Annotated in this window: 16 protein-coding genes; 10 read left to right on the top strand and 6 right to left on the bottom strand. The window is 64.7% G+C overall.

What is annotated here, in order from left to right:
• Nucleotides 1-186: 186 nt before the first annotated feature.
• The 6 genes from WP12_RS02090 to WP12_RS02065 form a co-directional block, all read right to left on the bottom strand.
• Entirely contained in the window at nucleotides 187-729 is a 543-nt protein-coding gene (locus tag WP12_RS02090; RefSeq protein WP_046192113.1) for a GNAT family N-acetyltransferase, read from the bottom strand.
• Nucleotides 714-2,591 (bottom strand): signal peptide peptidase SppA, encoded by a 1,878-nt coding sequence (gene sppA / locus WP12_RS02085; RefSeq protein ID WP_046192112.1) that lies wholly within the window; start codon nucleotides 2,589-2,591, stop codon nucleotides 714-716. The genes WP12_RS02090 and sppA overlap by 16 nt, the downstream gene beginning before the upstream one ends.
• A gap of 64 nt (nucleotides 2,592-2,655) precedes the next feature.
• Entirely contained in the window at nucleotides 2,656-3,483 is an 828-nt protein-coding gene (locus tag WP12_RS02080) for a transglutaminase family protein (protein ID WP_046192111.1), read from the bottom strand.
• Between the two features lie 6 nt (nucleotides 3,484-3,489).
• Nucleotides 3,490-4,425, bottom strand: a complete 936-nt coding sequence (locus WP12_RS02075; protein ID WP_046192110.1) for an alpha-E domain-containing protein — start codon at nucleotides 4,423-4,425, stop codon at nucleotides 3,490-3,492.
• A complete protein-coding gene (locus WP12_RS02070; RefSeq protein ID WP_046192109.1) occupies nucleotides 4,425-5,870 on the bottom strand; it encodes a circularly permuted type 2 ATP-grasp protein in 1,446 nt (481 codons plus the stop codon). Before WP12_RS02070 ends, WP12_RS02075 begins: the two co-directional genes overlap by 1 nt.
• Nucleotides 5,871-6,020: 150 nt before the next feature.
• A complete protein-coding gene (locus WP12_RS02065) occupies nucleotides 6,021-7,976 on the bottom strand; it encodes a lytic transglycosylase domain-containing protein (RefSeq protein ID WP_327196183.1) in 1,956 nt (651 codons plus the stop codon).
• 139 nt (nucleotides 7,977-8,115) lie between these two features.
• Between WP12_RS02065 and dapA the strand changes: the two genes are divergently transcribed.
• The 10 genes from dapA to alaS all read left to right on the top strand — a co-directional run bounded on the left by dapA (nucleotide 8,116) and on the right by alaS (nucleotide 20,723).
• Nucleotides 8,116-8,991 (top strand): 4-hydroxy-tetrahydrodipicolinate synthase, encoded by an 876-nt coding sequence (gene dapA, locus WP12_RS02060; protein ID WP_046192108.1) that lies wholly within the window; start codon nucleotides 8,116-8,118, stop codon nucleotides 8,989-8,991.
• 98 nt (nucleotides 8,992-9,089) lie between these two features.
• Entirely contained in the window at nucleotides 9,090-9,572 is a 483-nt protein-coding gene (gene smpB, locus WP12_RS02055; protein WP_046192107.1) for an SsrA-binding protein SmpB, read from the top strand.
• On the top strand, nucleotides 9,572-10,147 hold the full coding sequence (locus WP12_RS02050; RefSeq protein WP_046192106.1) for a DUF2062 domain-containing protein: 576 nt from the start codon (nucleotides 9,572-9,574) through the stop codon (nucleotides 10,145-10,147). Before smpB ends, WP12_RS02050 begins: the two co-directional genes overlap by 1 nt.
• Nucleotides 10,148-10,204: 57 nt before the next feature.
• Entirely contained in the window at nucleotides 10,205-12,259 is a 2,055-nt protein-coding gene (locus WP12_RS02045) for a M13 family metallopeptidase (protein ID WP_046192105.1), read from the top strand.
• 43 nt (nucleotides 12,260-12,302) lie between these two features.
• A complete protein-coding gene (locus WP12_RS02040; RefSeq protein ID WP_046192104.1) occupies nucleotides 12,303-14,726 on the top strand; it encodes a hybrid sensor histidine kinase/response regulator in 2,424 nt (807 codons plus the stop codon).
• 117 nt (nucleotides 14,727-14,843) lie between these two features.
• Entirely contained in the window at nucleotides 14,844-15,917 is a 1,074-nt protein-coding gene (gene recA / locus WP12_RS02035; protein WP_046192103.1) for a recombinase RecA, read from the top strand.
• A 10-nt stretch (nucleotides 15,918-15,927) separates the two neighbouring features.
• Nucleotides 15,928-16,272, top strand: coding sequence for a VOC family protein (locus WP12_RS02030; protein WP_046192102.1), 345 nt, complete (start codon nucleotides 15,928-15,930; stop codon nucleotides 16,270-16,272).
• 42 nt (nucleotides 16,273-16,314) lie between these two features.
• The gene (locus tag WP12_RS02025; RefSeq protein ID WP_046192101.1) at nucleotides 16,315-16,944 is read left to right on the top strand and encodes a glutathione S-transferase family protein; all 630 of its coding nucleotides are present in this window, start codon (nucleotides 16,315-16,317) and stop codon (nucleotides 16,942-16,944) included.
• A gap of 24 nt (nucleotides 16,945-16,968) precedes the next feature.
• Nucleotides 16,969-18,024, top strand: coding sequence for an NAD(P)H-dependent flavin oxidoreductase (locus WP12_RS02020; protein WP_046192100.1), 1,056 nt, complete (start codon nucleotides 16,969-16,971; stop codon nucleotides 18,022-18,024).
• A 47-nt stretch (nucleotides 18,025-18,071) separates the two neighbouring features.
• A complete protein-coding gene (gene alaS, locus WP12_RS02015) occupies nucleotides 18,072-20,723 on the top strand; it encodes an alanine--tRNA ligase (RefSeq protein ID WP_046192099.1) in 2,652 nt (883 codons plus the stop codon).
• Nucleotides 20,724-20,770: the final 47 nt, after the last annotated feature.

Raw genomic sequence — 20,770 nt, 5'->3', positions numbered from 1 at the left:
CCTTGGCGCAAACTCAAAGAGTTCAAGCGCATCGCCATGCGCGCCTGCAAAACCGATCTAAGCTTCTCCGCAATGATCTACCTCGCCGCAGCCGTCATCAACTCGCGATGAATCCCCACAACCCCTAGAGTGTTTCACTTACATGGGAGCGGGCCGGTACCGCCGTTTCAGCTTCGCTGAAACAAACTAAGCCAGGAAGGGCCGGGGCTCCTCCGGCCCTACGGGACGGGTGCCGAGTTCAAGTTGATATATCCCGACGTCATGCCAGGCGTCCTGCTTGTAACCGACCTTCGCGAGCAGGCCGACCTGTCGGAAGCCGCACGCCTCGTGGAGCAGAGTGCTGGCGGGGTTGGGCAGGGTGATCTTGCCGACGACCGATTGGAAGCCCTGCGCGGCAAGCGCGGCGATGAGCGCGGCATAGAGCATATGGCCGATCCCGCGTCGGTGCCATTCATGCGCGACATAGACGGTCGCCTCGGCGGTCCAGCGGTAAGCGGCGCGATCATATAAGCGGCCGGCATAGGCGTAGCCGAGCAGCACGCCATCGCATTCGGTGACCAGATAGGGATAGAGCGGTAGAATGGAGTCCATCCGCACCGCCATTGTCGCGGCGTCTGGCGGATCGAGTTCGAAGGTAATGACGCTGTTCCGCACATAATGGGCGTAGATCGCCGCAATGGCTGCGGCGTCGTCGCGCCGGGCAGAGCGAACGGCTAGCGCCCCGCCCATGCCAGCAGGCGGCGCGCCGCGCTCATGTCGCCGGGGCGCGGCGGCGCGCCGACGCGGGTACATTCGAGGCAGCGGACCTGCATCGTCGAACCGGTCAGGATGCGCTGTGCGTCCGCAAGCGCGCGGACCAACGTCCGCTCGGGCCTGCCCGCCGCGATTGCCCAGACGTCGCCTTTGGCGGTGCTTTCTTCCTCTTCAGGCGCAACCAGCGACTTGAACATCTGCTTCCAGGGCGACAGCGGCTTTTCGATGTAGAGCGGACGGGCCTTGGCGGGATCGATCCTGGCCAGCCGGGCGGCGTGCGCAATGGCATCGTCGACCGTACCGAAGCCATCAACCAGCCCAATCTGCCGCGCGCTGCTGCCCGCCCAGACGCGTCCCTCGGCGATCTCCTCGACACGGTCGAGCGGCAATTTGCGAGATTGGGCGACCTGCGCGACGAAGCGGCGGTAGATATCCTCGATCGAGCCCTGCATCAGCGCATCGAACTGCGGTGAGGTGCCCCGAAAAACATCGGGTTCGCCAGAGAGCGGCGTCGTCTTCACGCCGTCCGCCGACAGGCCCAGCTTGGCGAGCGCCCCTTCGAAGGTCGGCAGGATACCGAAGGCGCCGATCGATCCGGTGATCGTCGCAGGGTCGGCGATGATATGCTGTGCGGGCGTCGCAATCCAATAGCCGCCGCTCGCCGCCAGCCCGCCCATCGATACGACGACGGGCAGGCCGAGCCCGCGCGCCTGGGCGATCGCAGATCGGATCTGTTCCGCACCCGTGACCGACCCGCCGGGCGAATCGATCCTTACGACGAGCGCCTTGATCCGTTTGCGGGCAAGCTCCTCCAGCAGTAATCTGGAGATGGTGCCGCCACCGGCGGTGCCCGACGGCGCGTCGCCATCGACGATGTCGCCCGCGACGGTGAGCACCCCGATCGGTGTGCCGCTCGACTTTTCGGGGTGCGCGGCGGCCCAGTCTTCGAGCGGGATCGCCTTGAAATCATTGATCCCGCCGCTACCCGCGTCGCCCGCGATCGCGGCGATGCGGGCGTTGAAGGCATTGCGATCACCCAATTTGTCGACCAGTCCGCCACGCAACGCGGCTTGCGACATCTGCCCGCCGGCGGCGGCCATCGCCGCTGCGGGCTGCGCGACATATGTCGTGACCTTGGCCTTGGGCCGGGCTGCGGCCACTTCGGCCTGCCATCGCGCCCACAGGGTGTTGGCGAGCGCCTGGTTCGCCGCGCGTGCTTCGGGTGACTGATCGGACCGCATGAAGGGCTCGACCGCCGATTTGAAAGTGCCGACACGATATATCTTGGCGGTGATGCCAAGCTTGTCCATCAGACCCTTATAATAGAGTTGTGCGCCGCCCGGCCCGGTCAGGATCACGCCGCCAAGCGGATTGAGCCATATTTCGCTGGCGTGCGAAGCGATCTGATAGCCATCGTCGCTATAGCCGGTCGCATAGGCGAAGACCGGTTTGCCGGCCGCGCGCACGGCATCGATCGCCTTGCCGGCAGCGGCGATCGTCGCCTGCTCGCCGCCCATGAAGCTGTCGAGATCGAGGACTATCGCCTTGATCCCGCTCGAGGTCGCCGCCGTCTGTAGCGATCGTTCGAGGTCGCGCAGCCGGGTTTCGCGAGTGAAGCCGTCCTTGCCGGTAATCAGCCCCAGCGTATCGGTTTCGGCAGGCTGCTCGACCAATGTGCCGCTCAGATCGACGACCAGCGCGCCCGAACTCAGGATCGCGCTGTTGGGCTTGATCGACAGCGTCAGGAACAGCAGCGCGAAGAAGATCAGCATGGCGACCAGGACAAGCGCGTCCTTGATCCCGACCAGTAATTTCCAGATGCCCCGAACGAGCTTCATGCGATTATCACTATCCCCAACATGTCAGGTTTAGACGGACGGCCTCATTGCCGCAGTCCATCGCTTAGTCCTGAGCCTGCCCCTGTGAAAGCTTAACGTCGACGCCGATATTGAGGACTTCATGCCCACCACCGACGCGTGCTCCTGAAATCGGCGCAGCGTCGCGGAAATCAAGCCCCCCGGCGATACGCACATAGCGATCATTGGGGCATTGGTCATGGACCGGGTCGAAACCGATCCAGCTATAGCCGGGCACATCGAACTCGGCCCAGAAATGCGGAGCCTGGGCCTGGCCGCGATTGGGCTCCTCGCTGTAGATGTAGCCCGTGACGAAGCGCGCCGCGAAACCGGCGGCGCGCGCGATGGCGACGAGCACATGCGCCATGTCCATGCTGCACCCCGACCGCGCGGCGACGATGTCGCGCGCGGGCCTGACATCGGTGCTACGCGCGGTGGTGCAGCGGATCATGCCATAGACCGCGCTGTTCAGCGCATGCGCACGGCTCAACGCGTCGCCCGAATCCGGGCCGTGCTCACTAGCGAGGGCCAGGATGGCGTCATCGGCGGCGGTAAGCTCGGTCGGTCGGGTGAAGACGACCGGGGGTAGGGGCTCGATCGCGCCCGATACCACCCCGGCGCGATCTTCGGTCACCACCTCGCCGGTCACGCGCAGCCCGATCCGCTCGACGGGCCCCGCGAGATAGAGCATCGAGACGATATTGCCGAAGCCATCGCTGGAATGTTTGAGCCGGGCGTCGCAATCCACGTCGATACGCCACTGCACGATATTCTGGCCGATATGACTGGAGGGCGTCATCCGCAGCATCTGAACCACGCGCGCCTGTGGCTCGGTGAAGCGATATTCGGTCTGGTGCTGGATCAATAGACGCATCGTGGCTCAACCAAATCGGAATTGCTGCCCGATCGCCTGATGGATGCGGGTATTCTCATAGATGAAGGCTGTGAGCCATTCATGCAAACCTTGCGCGAAGATCGTGTCGATCGAGGTTCGTTCGAGCGCATTGTGGCGCACGCGGGCGAGCCGGTCGGCCTCGCCCTGCAAGCCGGTGCGTTTGCCGATCGCGTTGAGATGCGCCACCGCCTCATCCGACGACGCGATCAGTGAGCGGGGAAGCTCCGGCTTGAGGCTGAGGAGTTCGGCGACGAGCCAGGGTTTCAGGCCCTCGCTGTAAAGCCAGCGATAGGCGGTGACGGCCGAGACGGTGTGGAGGATCGTCGTCCACTGGTCACGGTCGATCGGACCACCGACCTTCTCCCCTTCCGGCAGCAGCAGGTGATATTTGACGTCGATGAGCCGCGCGGTGTTGTCGGCGCGTTCGATCGCCGCGCCCAGGCCGATGAAGCTATAGGCTTCGTTGCGCAGCATCCGGTGCAGCGCGCCCTCGAAGCCGCGGGTCTCGGCACGGATCTGTTCGACCAGGCTGAGTGTCGTCTGACTGCCCCCGGTCGAAGCGCGTCCACGCAGGCCGAGCCAGGCGCGATTGATCGCTTCCCACGCATCGCGGCTGAGCGCGGTGCGCACCGATTTGGCATTGCTGCGCGCGGAATCGAGGCAGGAGCGGATCGAGTTGGGATTACCGGCCGACAGGGTGAGATAGCGGCTGATAGCCAATGGCGAGCGGGTTTCGCCCGTCAGGTTGAAGTCATAGTCGGCCGCGGCGACAAGCAGGGCGCTGTCCCACGCGCCCTGGCCGGCTGGGCGGGGGGAGAGCGCATCGAGCCGGATCGTCGCCTCGATCAGCCGCGCGGTGAACTCCGCGCGCTCGACATAGCGGCCGATCCAGTAGAGCGAATTGGCGGTCCGCGACAGCATCAGGAAGCTCTGCCCGGACCGGCGAGGATCAGGCTGTCCTTGGTGCCGCCGCCCTGGCTTGAATTGACCACCAGCGAACCCTCCTGCAGCGCGACGCGGGTGAGCCCGCCTGGTGTGATCGTAACCCCCTTGGCGCCCGACAGGACGAATGGCCGGAAATCGACATGGCGTGGTACCACGCCGGCATCGGTGAGGGTCGGCACTGTCGACAGCGCAAGGGTGGGCTGCGCGATATAGCGCTGCGGCTCGGCGATCAGGGCGGCGCGGAAATCCTCGATCTGCGCCTTGGTCGCGGTTGGACCGACCAGCATGCCATAGCCACCCGAGCCGTCGACCAGCTTGACCACCAGCTTGTCGAGATTGTCGAGCGTATATTTGAGCGCGCCCGCCTCGCGGCAGCGATAGGTCTCGACATTGGGGAGCTTCGCGTCGCTGCCCGAATAATATTTCACGATCTCAGGCATGTAGCTATAGATCGCCTTGTCGTCGGCGATACCGGTGCCGGGTGCATTCACCAGTGCGACATTGCCCGCCATATAGGCGGCGACGACGCCGGGAACGCCGAGCAGCGAGTCCGGCTTGAACACCAGAGGATCGAGATAATCGTCATCGATCCGGCGATAGATGACATCGACCTGCACGCGCCCTTCGATCGTCCGCATCCAGACCTTGTCGTCGTCGACCTCGAGATCGGCGGCCTCGACCAGTTCGATCCCCATCGAGTCGGCAAGGAAGCTATGCTCGTAAAAGGCGGAGTTGAAGTGGCCGGGGGTCAGCAGCACGCAGGTGGCGCCCGCGCCTTGCGAACGTGGCGATACCGATTGCAGCGTCTCCAGCAGCGCGTCGGGATAGCTGTCGATCGGCTTCACGTCGAACTGCTCGAACAGCTCCGGGCACAGCCGCAGCATCGCCTCGCGATTTTCCAGCATATAGGAGACGCCCGAAGGCGTGCGGGCATTGTCCTCGAGCACCCAGAATTCGTCGGGGCCCGTGCGGACCAGATCGATGCCGCAGATATGTGCGAACACACCATGCGGCGGCTTTGCGCCCGCCAGCATCGGCCGGAATTGGGAATTGGCGAGGACCAGCTCCTCAGGGACGACCTTGTCCTTGAGGATCTTCCGGTCGCCATAAATGTCGGCCAGGAAGGCGTTGATCGCCTCTACGCGCTGGACGAGTCCTTCCGATAGACTGGCCCATTCGGGCGCAGTGAACACGCGCGGCACAATATCAAAAGGGATGATTCGTTCGGCGGATTCCTCTTCGCCGTAGACGGCGAAGGTGATGCCCAATTGTCGGAATGCCGCTTCGGCGGCCTTTTGCCGGCGATCGAGCTCGCTGGCGGGCGTATTTTCTATCCATTGCGAAAGCCGTGCAAATTCGGGCCGTCCCGCCGGATCGCCCGCTTTACCCCGGATCTCATCGAAAGCGCCTGCCCCTGCCATATCGCTCCGTCATCAGCCTGATCGACAAAGCCGATGGTGCATCGCTTCGCTGCGCTGCACAAGAGGCTTTGCAGGGGTCGCCGTCATCACTGAAAAAGCTCGTCCCCCGCGGCGCTAAACGCGGTCACGGGGAACCGGGTTCCGTGCGTCTCAGCCCGGCTTGGCCTTGCCGAGGTAGGAGGACAGCCGGTTGCGCGCCACGACTCTCGCCTTTGCCGGATTCAGGAGATCGTATATGACGGCGTTTTCGAGGACCTTCTGGACATAGCCCCGGGTCTCGGCGAAGGGAATCGCCTCGATCCACTCGATCACGTCGACGCGGGGCATGCGCGGATCGCCATTGGCGCGGATGAACTTGTTCACGTTGCCGGGACCGGCGTTGTAGCTGGCGATGGCCAAGACATAATTGCCGCTGTAATAGGTCAGCATCCGATCGAAGAAGGATGACCCCAGCATCACATTATAGTCGATATCCGCGAGCCGGGCAGGGTCATAGGCCAGTCCCAGCTTGCCGGCCTGCTCGCGGGCGGTGCCGGGCATGAGCTGCATAAGCCCGCGCGCGCCGGTCCGGCTCGTTGCCTGCCGGTCGAACTGGCTCTCCTGTCGGCTGATCGCATGGATCAGGGTCCAGTGACTGGTCATCGTCGGGGGAACGGGAACCTCGGGGAAGCCGATTCGCAGCGGATCGGGCTTACCGCTGCTACGCGCCGCGCGGGACACCATGACGCCAAGGTCGGGCCGGGCGATCGACCGCGCGAGTTCTCCCGCCAGGATATGATCGCTATCGGTCTTGGCATTGGCGGCGATGAGCCGGATGAATTGCGTCTGGTCCTGCCATTGGCCGGTCTTGCCCAGCAGCCGCGCGGCGCGGATCACCTCGCTCGCCTCGAACGCCGCACGCTCGGACGCCGTGATCATGTTGCGCGCCGGCTCGGGGGGAAGGACGAGGTCGCGGCCAAGCCGCTCGGCGGCCAATTGGCCATAGAATTGATCGATATGCGGGGCAGCCTGGCCGAGATAGCTTTGCGCCCAGTCTGCTTTACCGGCGCGTTCGGCGGCGCGGGCCGCCCAATACCAGCCCTTCGTCTGGGTGCCGGGCGTCTGCGCGGCGCGGGCATAGCGATCGAACATCGCCATCGCGTCGTCATAGCGTGCGAGCTTGTAGAGGGCCACCCGGCCCGCCAGCCAGGTCAGGCTGGTATAGTCGTCGCGTTCGGCGAAGGGACGCTCGCGCACCCGGGCACCTGGCGGAAAGGCCTGCTCGGCATGTTTGGCGATCGCCAGCGCGATATCAAACTGGCCGTCAGCATTGGCCGCCTGGGCGAAGCTCAGCAGATTGTCGAGGAAATAGGCGGTGTCGAACGGCGTGCTGGTCAGGTCGCGCGACTTGCCCATCCATATCCGCGCGCCGAGACTGTCGCCGCGGTCGCGCAGATAGCGGGCGCGTTCGATCATATAACCCGGATCGCGATTCACCGCGTCTCCCGCCGCCGCTATCCGCGCGTCCAGGTCCGCGTCGTTGCGCAGCAAAGCCAGCCGCGCGGCAAAGAGCGCGCGCTTTCCTGGCGACACATTGGCGATCTGGCGCGCCGCCGGAGTCGTCGCGCGGTCGAGCAGCAATCGCTCCATCCGGCGATCATGATCGGCTACCGACATGCTGGGGCCGAAGCGCGCCATCAGCCGCGCCTCGTCGTTCACCGACAACCCCCGGGTGGTCCAGGCGCCTGCGGCATTGCTGCGGGCCTCGGCGGGGCGGCCGGTGGCGGCAAGCGCCTCGGCATAGCGGGTCTGGCCGGCGGCGGTCAGCGGCGCGGAGCCGGTGAAGAAGCGCACGACCTGCGCGGGATCGTAATTGTTCGGGTCGATTCGCCGTTCAGCGGCGCGGCGCATCGCCGACTCGCCGGGCCAGCCGGGATGCGCGATCAGAAAGGCGGCATAGTCCTGAAATGGCAGCGAATCGCTTTGCTGAAGCCGTCGCCATTCGTTGATCACGCCCTGCAGCACATCCTCACGCCAGGCCGGCGCTCCGGGGGCGGGCGATCGCGATGCCGCCGGCGGCGGCAATTGAGGCGCGATCGTCGCCGCGATGGCTGCGGTGGACAGCAATAGCGCCGCGACCGCAAAAAGACGCCGACTCCGGCTGGACAGGGGAGGGTGCCCGAACCTATTGGGCGCAGTCGTTTCTCGGACAGGCTTCATTGCGCCACTATGGCCTCAGAAGCGCTCCAGGTGAAGGGAGAGCGTGATGTTCAGCGGGTCGATACCAGCCCTTGTGACGCCGTTTCGCGACGGAGCGTTTGATGAGAAACTGTTTCGAGGCTTCGTGGACTGGCAGATATCCGAAGGTTCCAGCGCGCTGGTGCCGTGCGGGACGACCGGCGAAAGCGCGACGATGTCGATCGAGGAGCATAACCATGTCGTCCGCGTCTGCATCGAGCAGGCGGCGGGCCGGGTGCCGGTGATCGCAGGCTGCGGATCGAACGACACGCTCGTCGCGCTGGAGCATATGCGCTCGGCGCAGGCGGCGGGCGCCGATGCCGCGCTGGTCGTGCTGCCCTATTACAACCGGCCGAATCAGGACGGGCTGCTGCTCCACTACCGCTATCTCGCCGAGCATTGCGACCTGCCGATCGTCGTCTACAATGTACCTGCGCGCACCGTGACCGATATTCAGCCCGAGACATTGGGCCAGCTCGCCGAGATAAAGACGATCATCGGGATCAAGGACGCAACCGGCAAGCTCGAGCGCGTTTCGGCCCAGCGGCTGCGCTGCGGACCCGAATTCTGCCAGCTTTCCGGAAATGACGATACCGCGCTCGGCTTCAACGCGATGGGCGGCGTCGGATGCATCTCCGTGACCGCCAATGTCCTTCCCGGCCTGTGCGCCGACTTCCAGAGGGCGTGTACCGAAGGCCGCTGGACGGATGCGCTGGCGCTCCAGGACCGGCTCTTCCCGCTGCACAGCGCGCTGTTCACCGATGCCTCGCCAGGGCCGGTCAAATATGCGCTGAGCCGCACCTATGCCGATTTCCCGGCCGAGTTGCGCATGCCGATGACCTGGCCTTCCGAAGCGAGCCGCGACGCGGTCGACGCCGCACTGGTCCATGCGGGGGCAGTGTGAAGCTTTTCCCGAAAAATACCCCGTTCGTCCCGGGTGGTGTCGGGAATATTCCCGATTACGCTCGACACGACCGGGACTTTCGTGCGTTGGGCTGATCAATGGTCCGCCCGCGTCCCGCCGAATTTGAAAAGACGAAAGTCGTCGCCGAGAATCGGCGCGCGCGTTACGAATATTTCCTCGAGGAGTTTTTCGAGGCGGGCATCGCGCTGACCGGCACCGAAGTGAAGTCGCTGCGATTCGGCGAAGGATCGATCGCCGAAAGCTACGCCGAGGTGAAGGGCGAGCAGGTCTGGCTGGTCAACGCCAATGTACCCGAGTTCAGTCATGGCAACCGCTTCAACCATGAACCGAAGCGGCCGCGCAAATTGCTGCTCCACCACCGTCAGATCGAAAAGATGCGGACTGCGGTATCGCGCGAGGGCATGACGCTGATCCCGCTGTCGATCTATTTCAACGGGCGGGGCCGGGCCAAAGTCGAGCTCGCGCTGGCCAAAGGCAAGAAGCTGCACGACAAGCGCGAAACCGAAAAGACCCGTGACTGGAAGCGCGAGCAGGGCCGCCTGCTTCGCGAGCGCGGCTGATGTTCGACAAGATCGGCAACTGGTGGCGCAGGAACGCGCCGACGCGCGAGTCGCTCGAGGAGGTGCGCTGGCTGCGTCCCTTCGCGCATCGCGTGCTCGAGCCCAGCCTGTGGCGCTTTCCCCGCCGGTCGGTGCCGCGTGGCGTGGCGTTGGGGTTGATCGTCGGAATCTTCCTGATGATTCCGGGCCTTCAGATCATCGGAGCTGCGCTGCTCGCACTGCCGTGCCGCGCCAATGTGCCGATTGCGGTGGCAATGACCTTCCTCAGCAATCCGGCGACGACGCCATTCATCCTCTATCTGTCGATCATCGTCGGCAACCGCTTCGTCCATTCGACCGCCGATATCGGCACCGTGGCGGCGATGATCGAGCATGGCGCGAGCATGGGTGAGTGGGCCGCCTGGCTGGCATCATCGGCGGCGCCGGCGCTCGTCATGGGGCTGTTCGTCATCTCGGTCGTTTCGGCGACGATAGGCTATCTGCTTTCCAGCTGCCTGTGGAGGGCGTGGATCTCGCACAAGTGGACCCTCCGCGGACGCCACCGCACCGAGCATAAGGCTAATGCCGAGGGTTGATCCTGACAGTGTTGATGGTAAGCCACCGTCATAGTCAGATCATACACCGAGGTTGCCATGAAGAATTTCCTGATCGCACTGGCCGCGAGCAGCATGATTACGCCCGTCGCCGCCATGGCGGCGAAGGACAAACCCGCCATGGCGGCGAAGGACAAGCCCGCCGTGACCGCGGCCAAGCCCACCTATGGCAGTTTCGGCTTCGATACCGCCGGCATGGACAAGAGCATCAGGCCGGGCGCCGACTTCTACGGCTACGCCAATGGGCAATGGGCGAAATCGACCCCGATTCCGGGCGACCGCTCCAACTTCGGCATGTTCACCGTGCTCGACGACCTGTCGATGCAGCGTAGCCATGAAATACTGGAAAAGGCCGCAGCGGCTTCCGGGAGCCGGATCGGCGACTTCTATGCCAGCTTCATGGATGAAAAGGCCGCCGATGCCGCCGGCATCGCGCCGCTGACGCCGACGCTCGACGCGATCAGGGCGCTGGACAGCAAGCCGGCGGTCGCGGCCAAGATGGGCGAGCTGCTCCGGATCGGGCTGGTCACGCCGTTCCGGATTTATGTCGATCAGGATGACAAGGATCCCGACAGCTATATCGTCCAGATGCGCCAGCGCGGCCTCGGCATGCCCGATCGCGATTATTATCTGAAGACCGATGCTGAGATCGCAAAGGCCCGCGCAGCCTATCAGGATTATTTGACGAAGCTGCTGACGATGGCCGGCGAGTCGAACGCCGCCGCGCGGGCCGCGAAGATACTCGCTTTCGAAACCGAGTTGGCGACGGTGCAGTGGACCCGGGTGGACAGCCGCGACAGCACCAAGACCTATAATAAGTGGCAACGCAGCGACTTCGCGAAAAACGCGCCCGGCTTCGCATGGGATGCCTATTTCGCCGCCGCCGGGATCGACCGGCCCGATGCGATCCTGGTCGCGCAGCCGACCGCCTTCACCGGGATGGCCAAGGCGATCGGCGCCGCGCCGATCGAGGTGCTCAGGGATTACCTGCTGGTTGCAACGATCAATGCCCAGGCTCCCTACCTCTCCAAGCCGTTCGTCGATGCCGAGTTTGCGTTCAACCAGACGATATTGTCGGGCACGCCGGAGAACCAGCAGCGCTGGAAACGCGGGGTCACACTGGTCAAGGATCTGATCGGCGAGGATCTCGGCCAGGAATATGTGAAGCTCTACTTCACTCCGGAGACCAAGGCGGCCGCAGACGAACTGGTCCGCAACGTGATCGCGGCGATGGGCAAGCGTATCGATGGCCTGACATGGATGGCGCCCGCCAAGGTCAAGGCACGCGCCAAGCTGGCCGCCTTCACTCCGAAGATCGGCTATCCTACTAAGTGGCGCGACTATTCGACGCTGGCGATCAAGCGGGGCGATCTGCTCGGCAATGTGATGCGCGCCCAGGGTTTCGAATGGCAGCGCGGGCTCGACAAGCTCGGCAAGCCGATTGATCGCACCGAGTGGCAGATGACGCCGATGGAGATCAACGCCTATGCCAATTTCGGCCTGAACGAGATCGTCTTCCCGGCGGCCATCCTGCAACCGCCCTTCTTCGATCCGCATGCCGACCCCGCGGTCAATTATGGCGGGATCGGCGCGGTGATCGGCCATGAGATCAGCCATCATTTCGACGATCAGGGTGCGAAATACGACATGCACGGCAAGCTGTCGGACTGGTGGACGGCCGAGGATGTCGCCCGTTTCGGGGCGCTGACCAACCAGGTCGTCAAGCAATATGACCGTTATGAGCCGCTACCCGGCATGCATATCCAGGGGGCGCTGACCCAGGGCGAGAATATCGCCGACCTGGCGGGGCTGACGGTCGCCTATGAAGCCTATCAGATGTCACTCAAGGGTAAGGCGGCTCCCGTCATCGACGGCTATAGCGGCGACCAGCGATTCTATCTGGGCTGGGCGCAGGTGTGGCGGCGTAATTATCGCGAGGCCAATCTGCGCCAGCGGCTGCTGACCGATCCGCATTCGCCCTCCATCCAGCGCAGCTGGGTCGTGCGCAACCTCGATCCCTTCTACCCGGCTTATGACGTCAAGCCGGGGGAGGCGATGTACCTCGCGCCGGCGGATCGTATCCGCATCTGGTAGAGCCCGCTTGACGAGGCCATGGGGGCGGGGGGACAAGGCGGCGATGCCGAGCTCGCTTCCCGCCCCGACCATGTCGCCCACATCGGGCCGGCTTGTGCTCAACGTCCTGCTTGGCCTGCTGACGCTGGTGGCGTCGTTCGGCATGGCGGGGATGATCTGGGGCGCGACCAATAACCTGCTGGTTGCGGGCCTGTTCATGCTCGCCTTCTGCCTGGGCATCGGCATGATCCTGCTGGTCGCCATGATCCGCGCGCAGATCCACGTCCGCCCGGTGCGGCACATCGATATCGGCCTGTTGCGCGGAAGCATCGAGGACGCCGAGACCGCGATCGCAATCACAGGGGCCGGCGGCGAGCTCGTCTGCGCCAACCGCCCGTTCGAAGCGTGGTTCGGCGGCTTGCCGGTGCCGCCTCAGCTTCCGCTCGAATCCGATGTTCGCCTCCGTCTGGCGGCGGCGGCGGTGGCCGCGCGCCGTGATGGCCGCGCTACCCTGTCCAAAGTGCAGACCGATCGCGGCTTCATCGACGTGATCGTACGGCGCGCGGGCAATGAGGATGGTCATCTCGTCTGGCGCTTCCGCCGCTCGGGCCAGTTCGACAGCGTCGCCGACATGATGCGGATATTGGGCAGCGATGTCGGCCGCAGGATCGGCAGCGCCGGCGTGATGGCGGCGTTGGTCGACGGCAACGGCGTCGGCATCGAGGCCAATCGCGTCTTCCTCCAGCGTGCGCTGGGTTCGGCCGATGCACCGAGCGCGGGCTGGGCCTTTGCCGAATTGCTGCGCAGTGACGGCGACGTGATCCGTCTCGCCGCCGATCCGACCAGCGCCGACCCGGTGCGGCTGATCCAGATCCCGCTCGACGAGCAGAGCGCGGTTCACGCGACGCTCTTCCTGCTGCTCGACGAGCCATCGGGCGCAGCCGGTGGCGCTGCCCGCGCGGTCGCGACCGGGGACCTCCACGCCCTGCTCGGGATGTTGCCGCTGGGGCTCGCTGTGGCGGAGCGCGATGGCCGGGTGCTGTTCATGAACAGCCCGTTCCGTCGCGCGGCGGGACTGAGCCCGGACTCGGCAATCGTCTATCCGGGCGATCTCGTCGTCGAGGAGGACAAAGCCGCGGTGTCCGACGCGGTTCGGCGTTTCTCGGCCGGGCGCGGTTCGGCCAGCGATCTTTCGGTGCGGCTCAAGGCGCGGCCCGAGGAGAATGTCTCGCTCACCATCGCCGCCGCCAAGGGGCTGGGCAATGCCGCGGTGCTGCTCAGCCTGAAGGACAATAGCGAGGAATCGAAGCTCAAGCGGCAGGTCGCTCAGGCGATGAAGATGCAGGCGGTGGGCCAGCTCGCCGGCGGCGTCGCGCATGATTTCAACAACATCCTCACCGCAATCATCGGCCATTGCGACCTGATGACGATGCGCCACATTCCCGGCGACAGCGACTATGACGACATCCAGCAGATCAAACATAATTCGAACCGCGCGGCGGCGCTGACGCGTCAGCTGCTGGCCTTTTCGCGCCAGCAGACGCTGCGCCCGCAGATATTGCAGATTCCGGACGTCATCTCCGAAATCTCCAACCTGCTGAAACGCTTGCTGGGCGAGACGGTCAGGCTTGAGGTCAGCCATGGCCGCAATCTCGGCACTGTGCGCGCCGACCCCGGTCAGCTGGAGCAGGTGATCGTCAACCTCGCCGTCAACGCCCGCGACGCGATGGCCGACGGCGGCACGCTGACTATTCAGACCTATGCGCTGTCGCAGGCCGATGTCCGCCGGCTCGGCATCGAGATCATGCCCGTCACGGAATATACCGCGATGAAGGTGACCGACACCGGCAGCGGCATTGCCCCCGACATCATCACCAAGATCTTCGAACCCTTCTTCACCACCAAGGAAGTCGGCAAGGGCACTGGGCTGGGCCTGTCGACCGTCTATGGCATCGTCAAGCAGACCGGCGGCTTCATCTTCGCCGAGAGCGAGCCGGGGCAGGGGACGAGCTTCGTCATCTATCTGCCGGTCCACGAGGCCCCCGCGACCGCCGCGGTGCCGCGCGCCGCGCCCAAGGAGGCTAGCCCCGAACTGTGGGGCACCGGCACGATCCTGCTCGTCGAGGACGAGGCCATGGTCCGCGCCGTTGCCGAGCGCGCCCTTGCGCGGCAGGGCTACAAGATCCTCACCGCCACCAATGGCGAGGAGGGCCTCGAAATGCTCGAAAGCGCCGATGAGGTGATCGACCTCGTCATTTCGGACGTGGTGATGCCGACAATGGACGGCCCGACCATGGCGCGCGCGGCACGCGAGAAGCGGCCCGATCTGCCCATCATCTTCATGTCGGGCTATGCCGAGGAGCAGCTGCGCAAGTCGATCGATCTCGATAATATCGGTTTTCTGCCCAAGCCTTTCTCGGTTCAGCAGATCGGGCAGGCGGCGCGCGAGGCGCTCGCCGATCACGCCCGAGCGGAGCCGGTCAGCTAGGCTCTCGCGATACAGAACAGAACAAGAATGTTTCCCTCTTGTTCTTTTGGAACATTCTGCGTACACAACTTCCAGTTTGAACGTTCGGGTCACCCGATCTACGAGGGAGTGAACGCAATGGCGGCTCAGTTAAAGCTCATCGGATCCGAGAAGGACGCGGCGAATATGGACAGACAGAAGGCTCTGGAAGCCGCATTGGCGCAGATCGATCGCGCCTTCGGCAAGGGCTCGGCAATGAAACTCGGCTCGCGGGAAGCGATGCAGGTCGAGGCGATTTCGACCGGATCGCTCGGACTCGATATCGCACTGGGCATCGGCGGCCTGCCAAAGGGCCGCGTCGTCGAGATTTTCGGCCCAGAAAGCTCGGGCAAGACGACGCTGGCGCTCCATGCCATTGCCGAGACACAAAAGGCCGGCGGCACCGCGGCCTTCATCGACGCCGAACATGCGCTCGACCCGGTTTATGCCAAGAAGCTCGGCGTCAACATCGACGAACTGATCGTCTCGCAGCCCGACACGGGCGAACAGGCGCTGGAAATCGCCGATACGCTGGTCCGCTCGAATGCGATCGACGTGCTGGTGATCGATTCGGTCGCGGCACTTGTTCCCCGTGCCGAGATCGAGGGGGAGATGGGCGACAGCCATGTCGGTCTTCAGGCTCGCCTGATGAGTCAGGCGCTGCGCAAGATCACCGGCTCGATCAGCCGTTCCAAGTGCCTCGTCATCTTCATCAACCAGATCCGCATGAAGATCGGCGTGATGTACGGCTCGCCCGAAACGACGACCGGCGGCAACGCGCTGAAATTCTATGCCTCGGTCCGCCTCGATATCCGCCGCACCGGCGCGATCAAGGATCGTGACGAAGTGGTCGGCAACGCCACCCGCGTGAAGGTGGTCAAGAACAAGGTCGCGCCGCCGTTCAAGCAGGTCGAGTTCGACATCATGTATGGCGAGGGCGTGTCGAAGGTCGGCGAGCTTATCGATCTTGGAGTCAAGGCCGGCTTCGTCGAGAAGTCCGGCGCATGGTTCAGCTATGATTCGGTGCGCATCGGCCAGGGTCGCGAGAATTCCAAGACGTTCCTCCGTGAAAATCCGGAGCTCGCGGCGAAGCTCGAAGCTGCGATCCGGGGCAAGAGCGACGATGTCGGCGAGGCGTTGATGGCCGGACCGTCGGAAGACGACGACGTCTGAGGCGAGGTCGATGCCAGCACGCCTTAACTATGTCGAGCTGCCGGTTGGCGACACCGCCGGCAGCAAGGCCTTCTTCGAACGGGCCTTTGGCTGGTCGCTGACCGCTTTCGGGCCCGATTATGCCGCGACGATGGGGCAGGGGACCGACCTTGGCCTCAACGGCGATGCCGCCGAGGCGACGACGGGGCCGCTCGCGGTGATCGAGGTGGACGATCTCGAAGCTGCGCAAGCCTCGGTCGAGGCGGCGGGTGGCGTGATCGTCCGGCCGATCTTCGCCTTTCCCGGCGGCCGCCGCTTCCACTTCCGCGAACCTTCCGGTAACGAACTTGCGGTCTATGTGAACGAGCCAGGCTGACGGGGCGGGGTCTTGGCTCTCTTCTCAGGGGAGCCGGGACCTATGGCCATTATCGTTCACCATCTCGAAAATTCACGATCGCAACGGGTGCTGTGGCTGCTCGAGGAACTGGGGCTTCCCTATACGGTCACGCGCTACGAGCGTGACAGGAAGACGATGCTCGCGCCGCCCGAATTGCGGAAAATCCATCCACTCGGCAAGTCGCCGGTCATCGAGCATCAAGGCCGCATCATCGCGGAAACCGCGACGATAATCGAATATCTCATCGCCCTGGCCAAGGGTGGTCCGCTCGGCCCACCGGAGGATTCCGATGGCGCACTGCGTTGGCGTTATTTCCTCGATTATGCCGAGGGCTCACTGATGCCGCCCATGCTGCTGGCGTTGGTGATCGGAAAAATGGGGCCGTTCGGTTGGCCCGCCCGGAGCTTCGTCACGAAGTTCGCCATGACCCATATCGACTATGTCGAGGCCGAGCTCAGTCAGCGCGCCTGGTTCGCGGGACCCGAGTTCACCGCTGCCGACATCATGATGAGTTTTCCGCTCGAAGCCGCGCGCGCCCGGCTGAAGCTGGACGGCAAGCGTCCCACGATCATCGACTGGCTCACCCGCATTCATGCCCGGCCCGCCTATCAGGCGGCGCTGGCGAAGGGCGGGCCCTATGCCTATGCCTGAGACAATCCCGGAACCGGTGGCTCGATGAGCTTCGTTGAGCACCTCCAGCTTGCCTTTCCCCTGATCCAGGCGCCGATGGCGGGCGTGTCGACGCCGGCCATGGCAGCAGCGGTATCGCAAAGTGGCGCACTGGGCTCGATCGCGGTCGGCGCGAGCGACGCCGAAGGCGCACGGGCGATGATTGCGGCGGTGCGCGAACGTTGTTCCGGTACTTTCAACGTCAACCTCTTCTGCCATCGGCCAGCGATCGCCGACGCCGTCGTGGAGAGCCGATGGATCGAAAGGCTGCGTCCGGAATTCGAAGCCCTCGGCGCGTCCCCGCCGGAATCTCTTACCGAGATATACCGTAGCTTCATCGAGGATGACGCCATGCTGGCGATGCTTCTCAGCGAGCGCCCGGCGGCGGTGAGCTTTCATTTCGGCCTGCCGGGCGCTCCCGCCATCCGGGCGCTGAAGGATGCGGGCATCTATCTGATGGCCTCGGCCACCAATATCGCCGAAGCCCGGTCGATCGTCGCGGCGGGCGTCGACGCCGTGGTTGCGCAGGGGTGGGAGGCCGGCGGACATCGCGGCGTGTTCGATCCCGATGCGCATGACGATCACCTCGGCATCGTCGCCCTGACCCGCATCCTCGTCCGCGCGCTCGACGTTCCGGTGATCGCGGCCGGCGGCATCATGGACGGCGCGGGAATCGCCGCCATGCTCGACCTCGGTGCGGCCGCCGCGCAACTCGGCACCGCCTTCATCGCCACCGACGAAAGTCTCGCCGATGCCGGATATCGCACCGCGCTCGCCGGAGACGCTGCTCATCATAGCGTGATGACACGGGTTGTTTCGGGGCGACCGGCGCGCTGTCTGGCTAATCGTTTCACCAGCCTGGGTACGGAAGTGCCCGACTTGGACGTGCCCGCCTATCCGATCGCCTATGACCTCGGCAAAGCGCTGAACGCCGCGGCCAAAGCGCGTGGAGACTATGGCTATGGCGCGCAATGGGCGGGGCAGGGTGCTCCGCTGGCACGCGCCATGCCCGCCGCCGATCTTGTCGAGACCCTGAAACGCGAGACCGAACGCGCCCGTTGAGCGCCGAAGCGCTTGAGGTGCCGCCCCCTCTCGCCTAAGTCCCCCTCATGACATCGACCAACGACATCCGCCGCTCTTTCCTCGACCACTTCGCGAAGGAGGGGCACGCGCCCGTGCCTTCCGCGCCGCTGGTGCCGCATAACGATCCCACGCTGATGTTCGTCAATGCGGGAATGGTCCCGTTCAAGAACGTCTTCACCGGACTCGAAACCCGGCCCTATTCGACCGCGGCCTCGTCGCAGAAATGCGTGCGCGCGGGCGGCAAGCACAACGATCTCGACAATGTCGGCTACACCGCCCGGCACCACACTTTCTTCGAGATGCTCGGCAACTTCTCGTTCGGCGACTATTTCAAGGAACGCGCGATCAGCCTCGCCTGGAGCCTGCTGACCGGCACCTGGGGCATCCCGGCCGACAAACTGACCGTCACCGTCTATCATACCGATGACGAAGCCTATGGCCTTTGGAAGAATATCGGTATTCCGGAGAGCCGGATAATACGGATCGCTACCTCTGACAATTTCTGGTCGATGGGTGACACCGGCCCCTGCGGTCCCTGTTCCGAGATATTCTACGATCATGGCGCGCACATCCCGGGCGGCCCTCCCGGCAGCCCCGATGAGGATGGCGACCGCTTCGTCGAAATCTGGAACCTCGTCTTCATGCAATATGAGCAGGTCGACAAGGACACGAGGATCGATCTTCCCAGGCCGTCGATCGACACTGGCATGGGGCTCGAGCGGGTCGCGGCGGTGCTGCAGGGCGTGCACGACAATTACGACACCGATACTTTCAAGGCGCTGATCGCCGCATCGGGTGAGTTCACGAGGACAGCGATCGACGGCGCGAACAAGGCGTCGCACCGGGTGATCGCCGATCATCTGCGTGCTGCCGGCTTCCTTGTCGCCGACGGCGTGCTGCCCGCCAATGAGGGCCGCGGTTATGTGCTGCGCCGGATCATGCGCCGCGCGATGCGCCATGCGCATCTGCTGGGCGCGGCCGAGCCGCTGATGCATCGCCTGGTTCCCAGCCTCGTCGCCGAAATGGGCGCTGCCTATCCCGATCTCGTCCGCGCGCAGCCGCTGATCGAGGAGACGCTGAAGCTCGAGGAAACCCGTTTCCGCCAGACGCTTGCCAACGGCCTGCGCCTGCTCGACGAAGCGACCGGGGGCATGAAGGCTGGCGACGTCCTGCCCGGTGCTGTCGCGTTCAAGCTCTACGACACGTTCGGTTTTCCCTATGACCTGACCGAGGACGCCTTGCGCGCGCAGGACCTCGCCGTCGATCGCGCCGGCTTCGACGCGGCGATGGCCGAGCAGAAGGCCGCCGCGCGCGCCGCCTGGAAGGGGTCGGGCGAAAAGGCTTCGGACGAAATATGGTTCGATATCGCCGAGGAGCATGGCGGCACCGAGTTCACCGGCTATGTCAGCGAGGAAGGCGACGGCCAGCTGCTCGCGATCGTCAAGGACGGCAAGCGGGTCGACGGCGCCGGCGCGGGCGACGAGATCGTCCTCGTCACCAACCAGACTCCCTTCTATGGCGAAAGCGGCGGACAAATGGGCGATGCCGGCCGGATTACCGGCGATAATGGCCTCGTCATAGAGATCAGCGACACCGCCAAACCGCTGGGCCGCGTCCACGCGCACCGCGGCAAGATAGTGAGCGGTAGCGTGAAGCCCGGCGACGCGCTCCACCTGATCGTCGACGCCGAGCGCCGCGCCCAGGTCCGCGCCAATCATTCAGCGACTCACCTTCTGCATGCGGCATTGCGCAACCGTCTGGGCGGGCATGTTACTCAGAAGGGTAGCCTCGTCGCCGCAGATCGTTTCCGTTTCGACTTCTCGCATCAGAAGGCGCTGACTCCCGAAGACATCGCGGCCGTCGAGGCCGAGGTGAACCTGCACATTCGACAGAATGACGATGTGTCGACGCGGCTGATGACCCCCGACGCCGCGATCGAAGCCGGAGCAATGGCGCTGTTCGGGGAGAAATATGGCGATGAGGTCCGCGTCCTGTCGATGGGGCGTGGCGACGACAAGAGCTATTCTGTCGAGCTGTGCGGCGGCACCCATGTTTCGGCACTTGGCGATATCGCGCTGTTCAAGATCATCTCGGAAAACGCGGTATCGAGCGGCGTGCGCCGGATCGAGGCGCTGACCGGGGAAGCGGCCCGGTTGTGGCTCACCCATCGCGACGAGCGGCTCAAGGAGGCCGCAGCCGCCCTGAAGACCGCGCCCGACGACGTTCCCGCGCGGATCGCCGCGCTGGTCGACGAGCGCCGCAAGCTTGAGCGCGAGCTTGCCGACGCGAAAAAGGCGCTGGCGCTCGGCGGCGGCGGCAAGGCCGAAAAGGCCGGCCCAGAGGATGTCGCGGGTGTGAAGTTCCTGCCACAAGTCATTGAAGGACTTGATCCCAAAGGCCTGCGTGGGCTGGTCGACGAAGCCAAGGCCGGCCTCGGTTCTGGGGTTTCGCTGATCGTCGGCATCAACGATGGACGCGCGAGCGTCGCGGCGGGCGTGACCAGCGACCTTATCGATCGGATCAGCGCGGTCGAGCTCGTCAAGGCGGCGGTGGCGGCGCTTGGCGGGCAGGGCGGCGGTGGCCGGCCGGATATGGCCCAGGGTGGCGGCCCGGATGGCGGCAAGGCGTCCGAGGCGGTCGCGGCGGTGCGCGACATGCTAGCCAACGCCTCCGCCTGACGGGCCTATCCCGCCGAGCATGGCTGATTTGTTCGTGCCGGCGGTTT

Source organism: Sphingomonas sp. SRS2, assembly GCF_000971055.1.
GTDB lineage: Bacteria > Pseudomonadota > Alphaproteobacteria > Sphingomonadales > Sphingomonadaceae > Rhizorhabdus.
The sequence above is the reverse complement of the archived record's forward strand: the minus strand, read 5'-3'. Positions and strand labels throughout refer to the sequence as shown.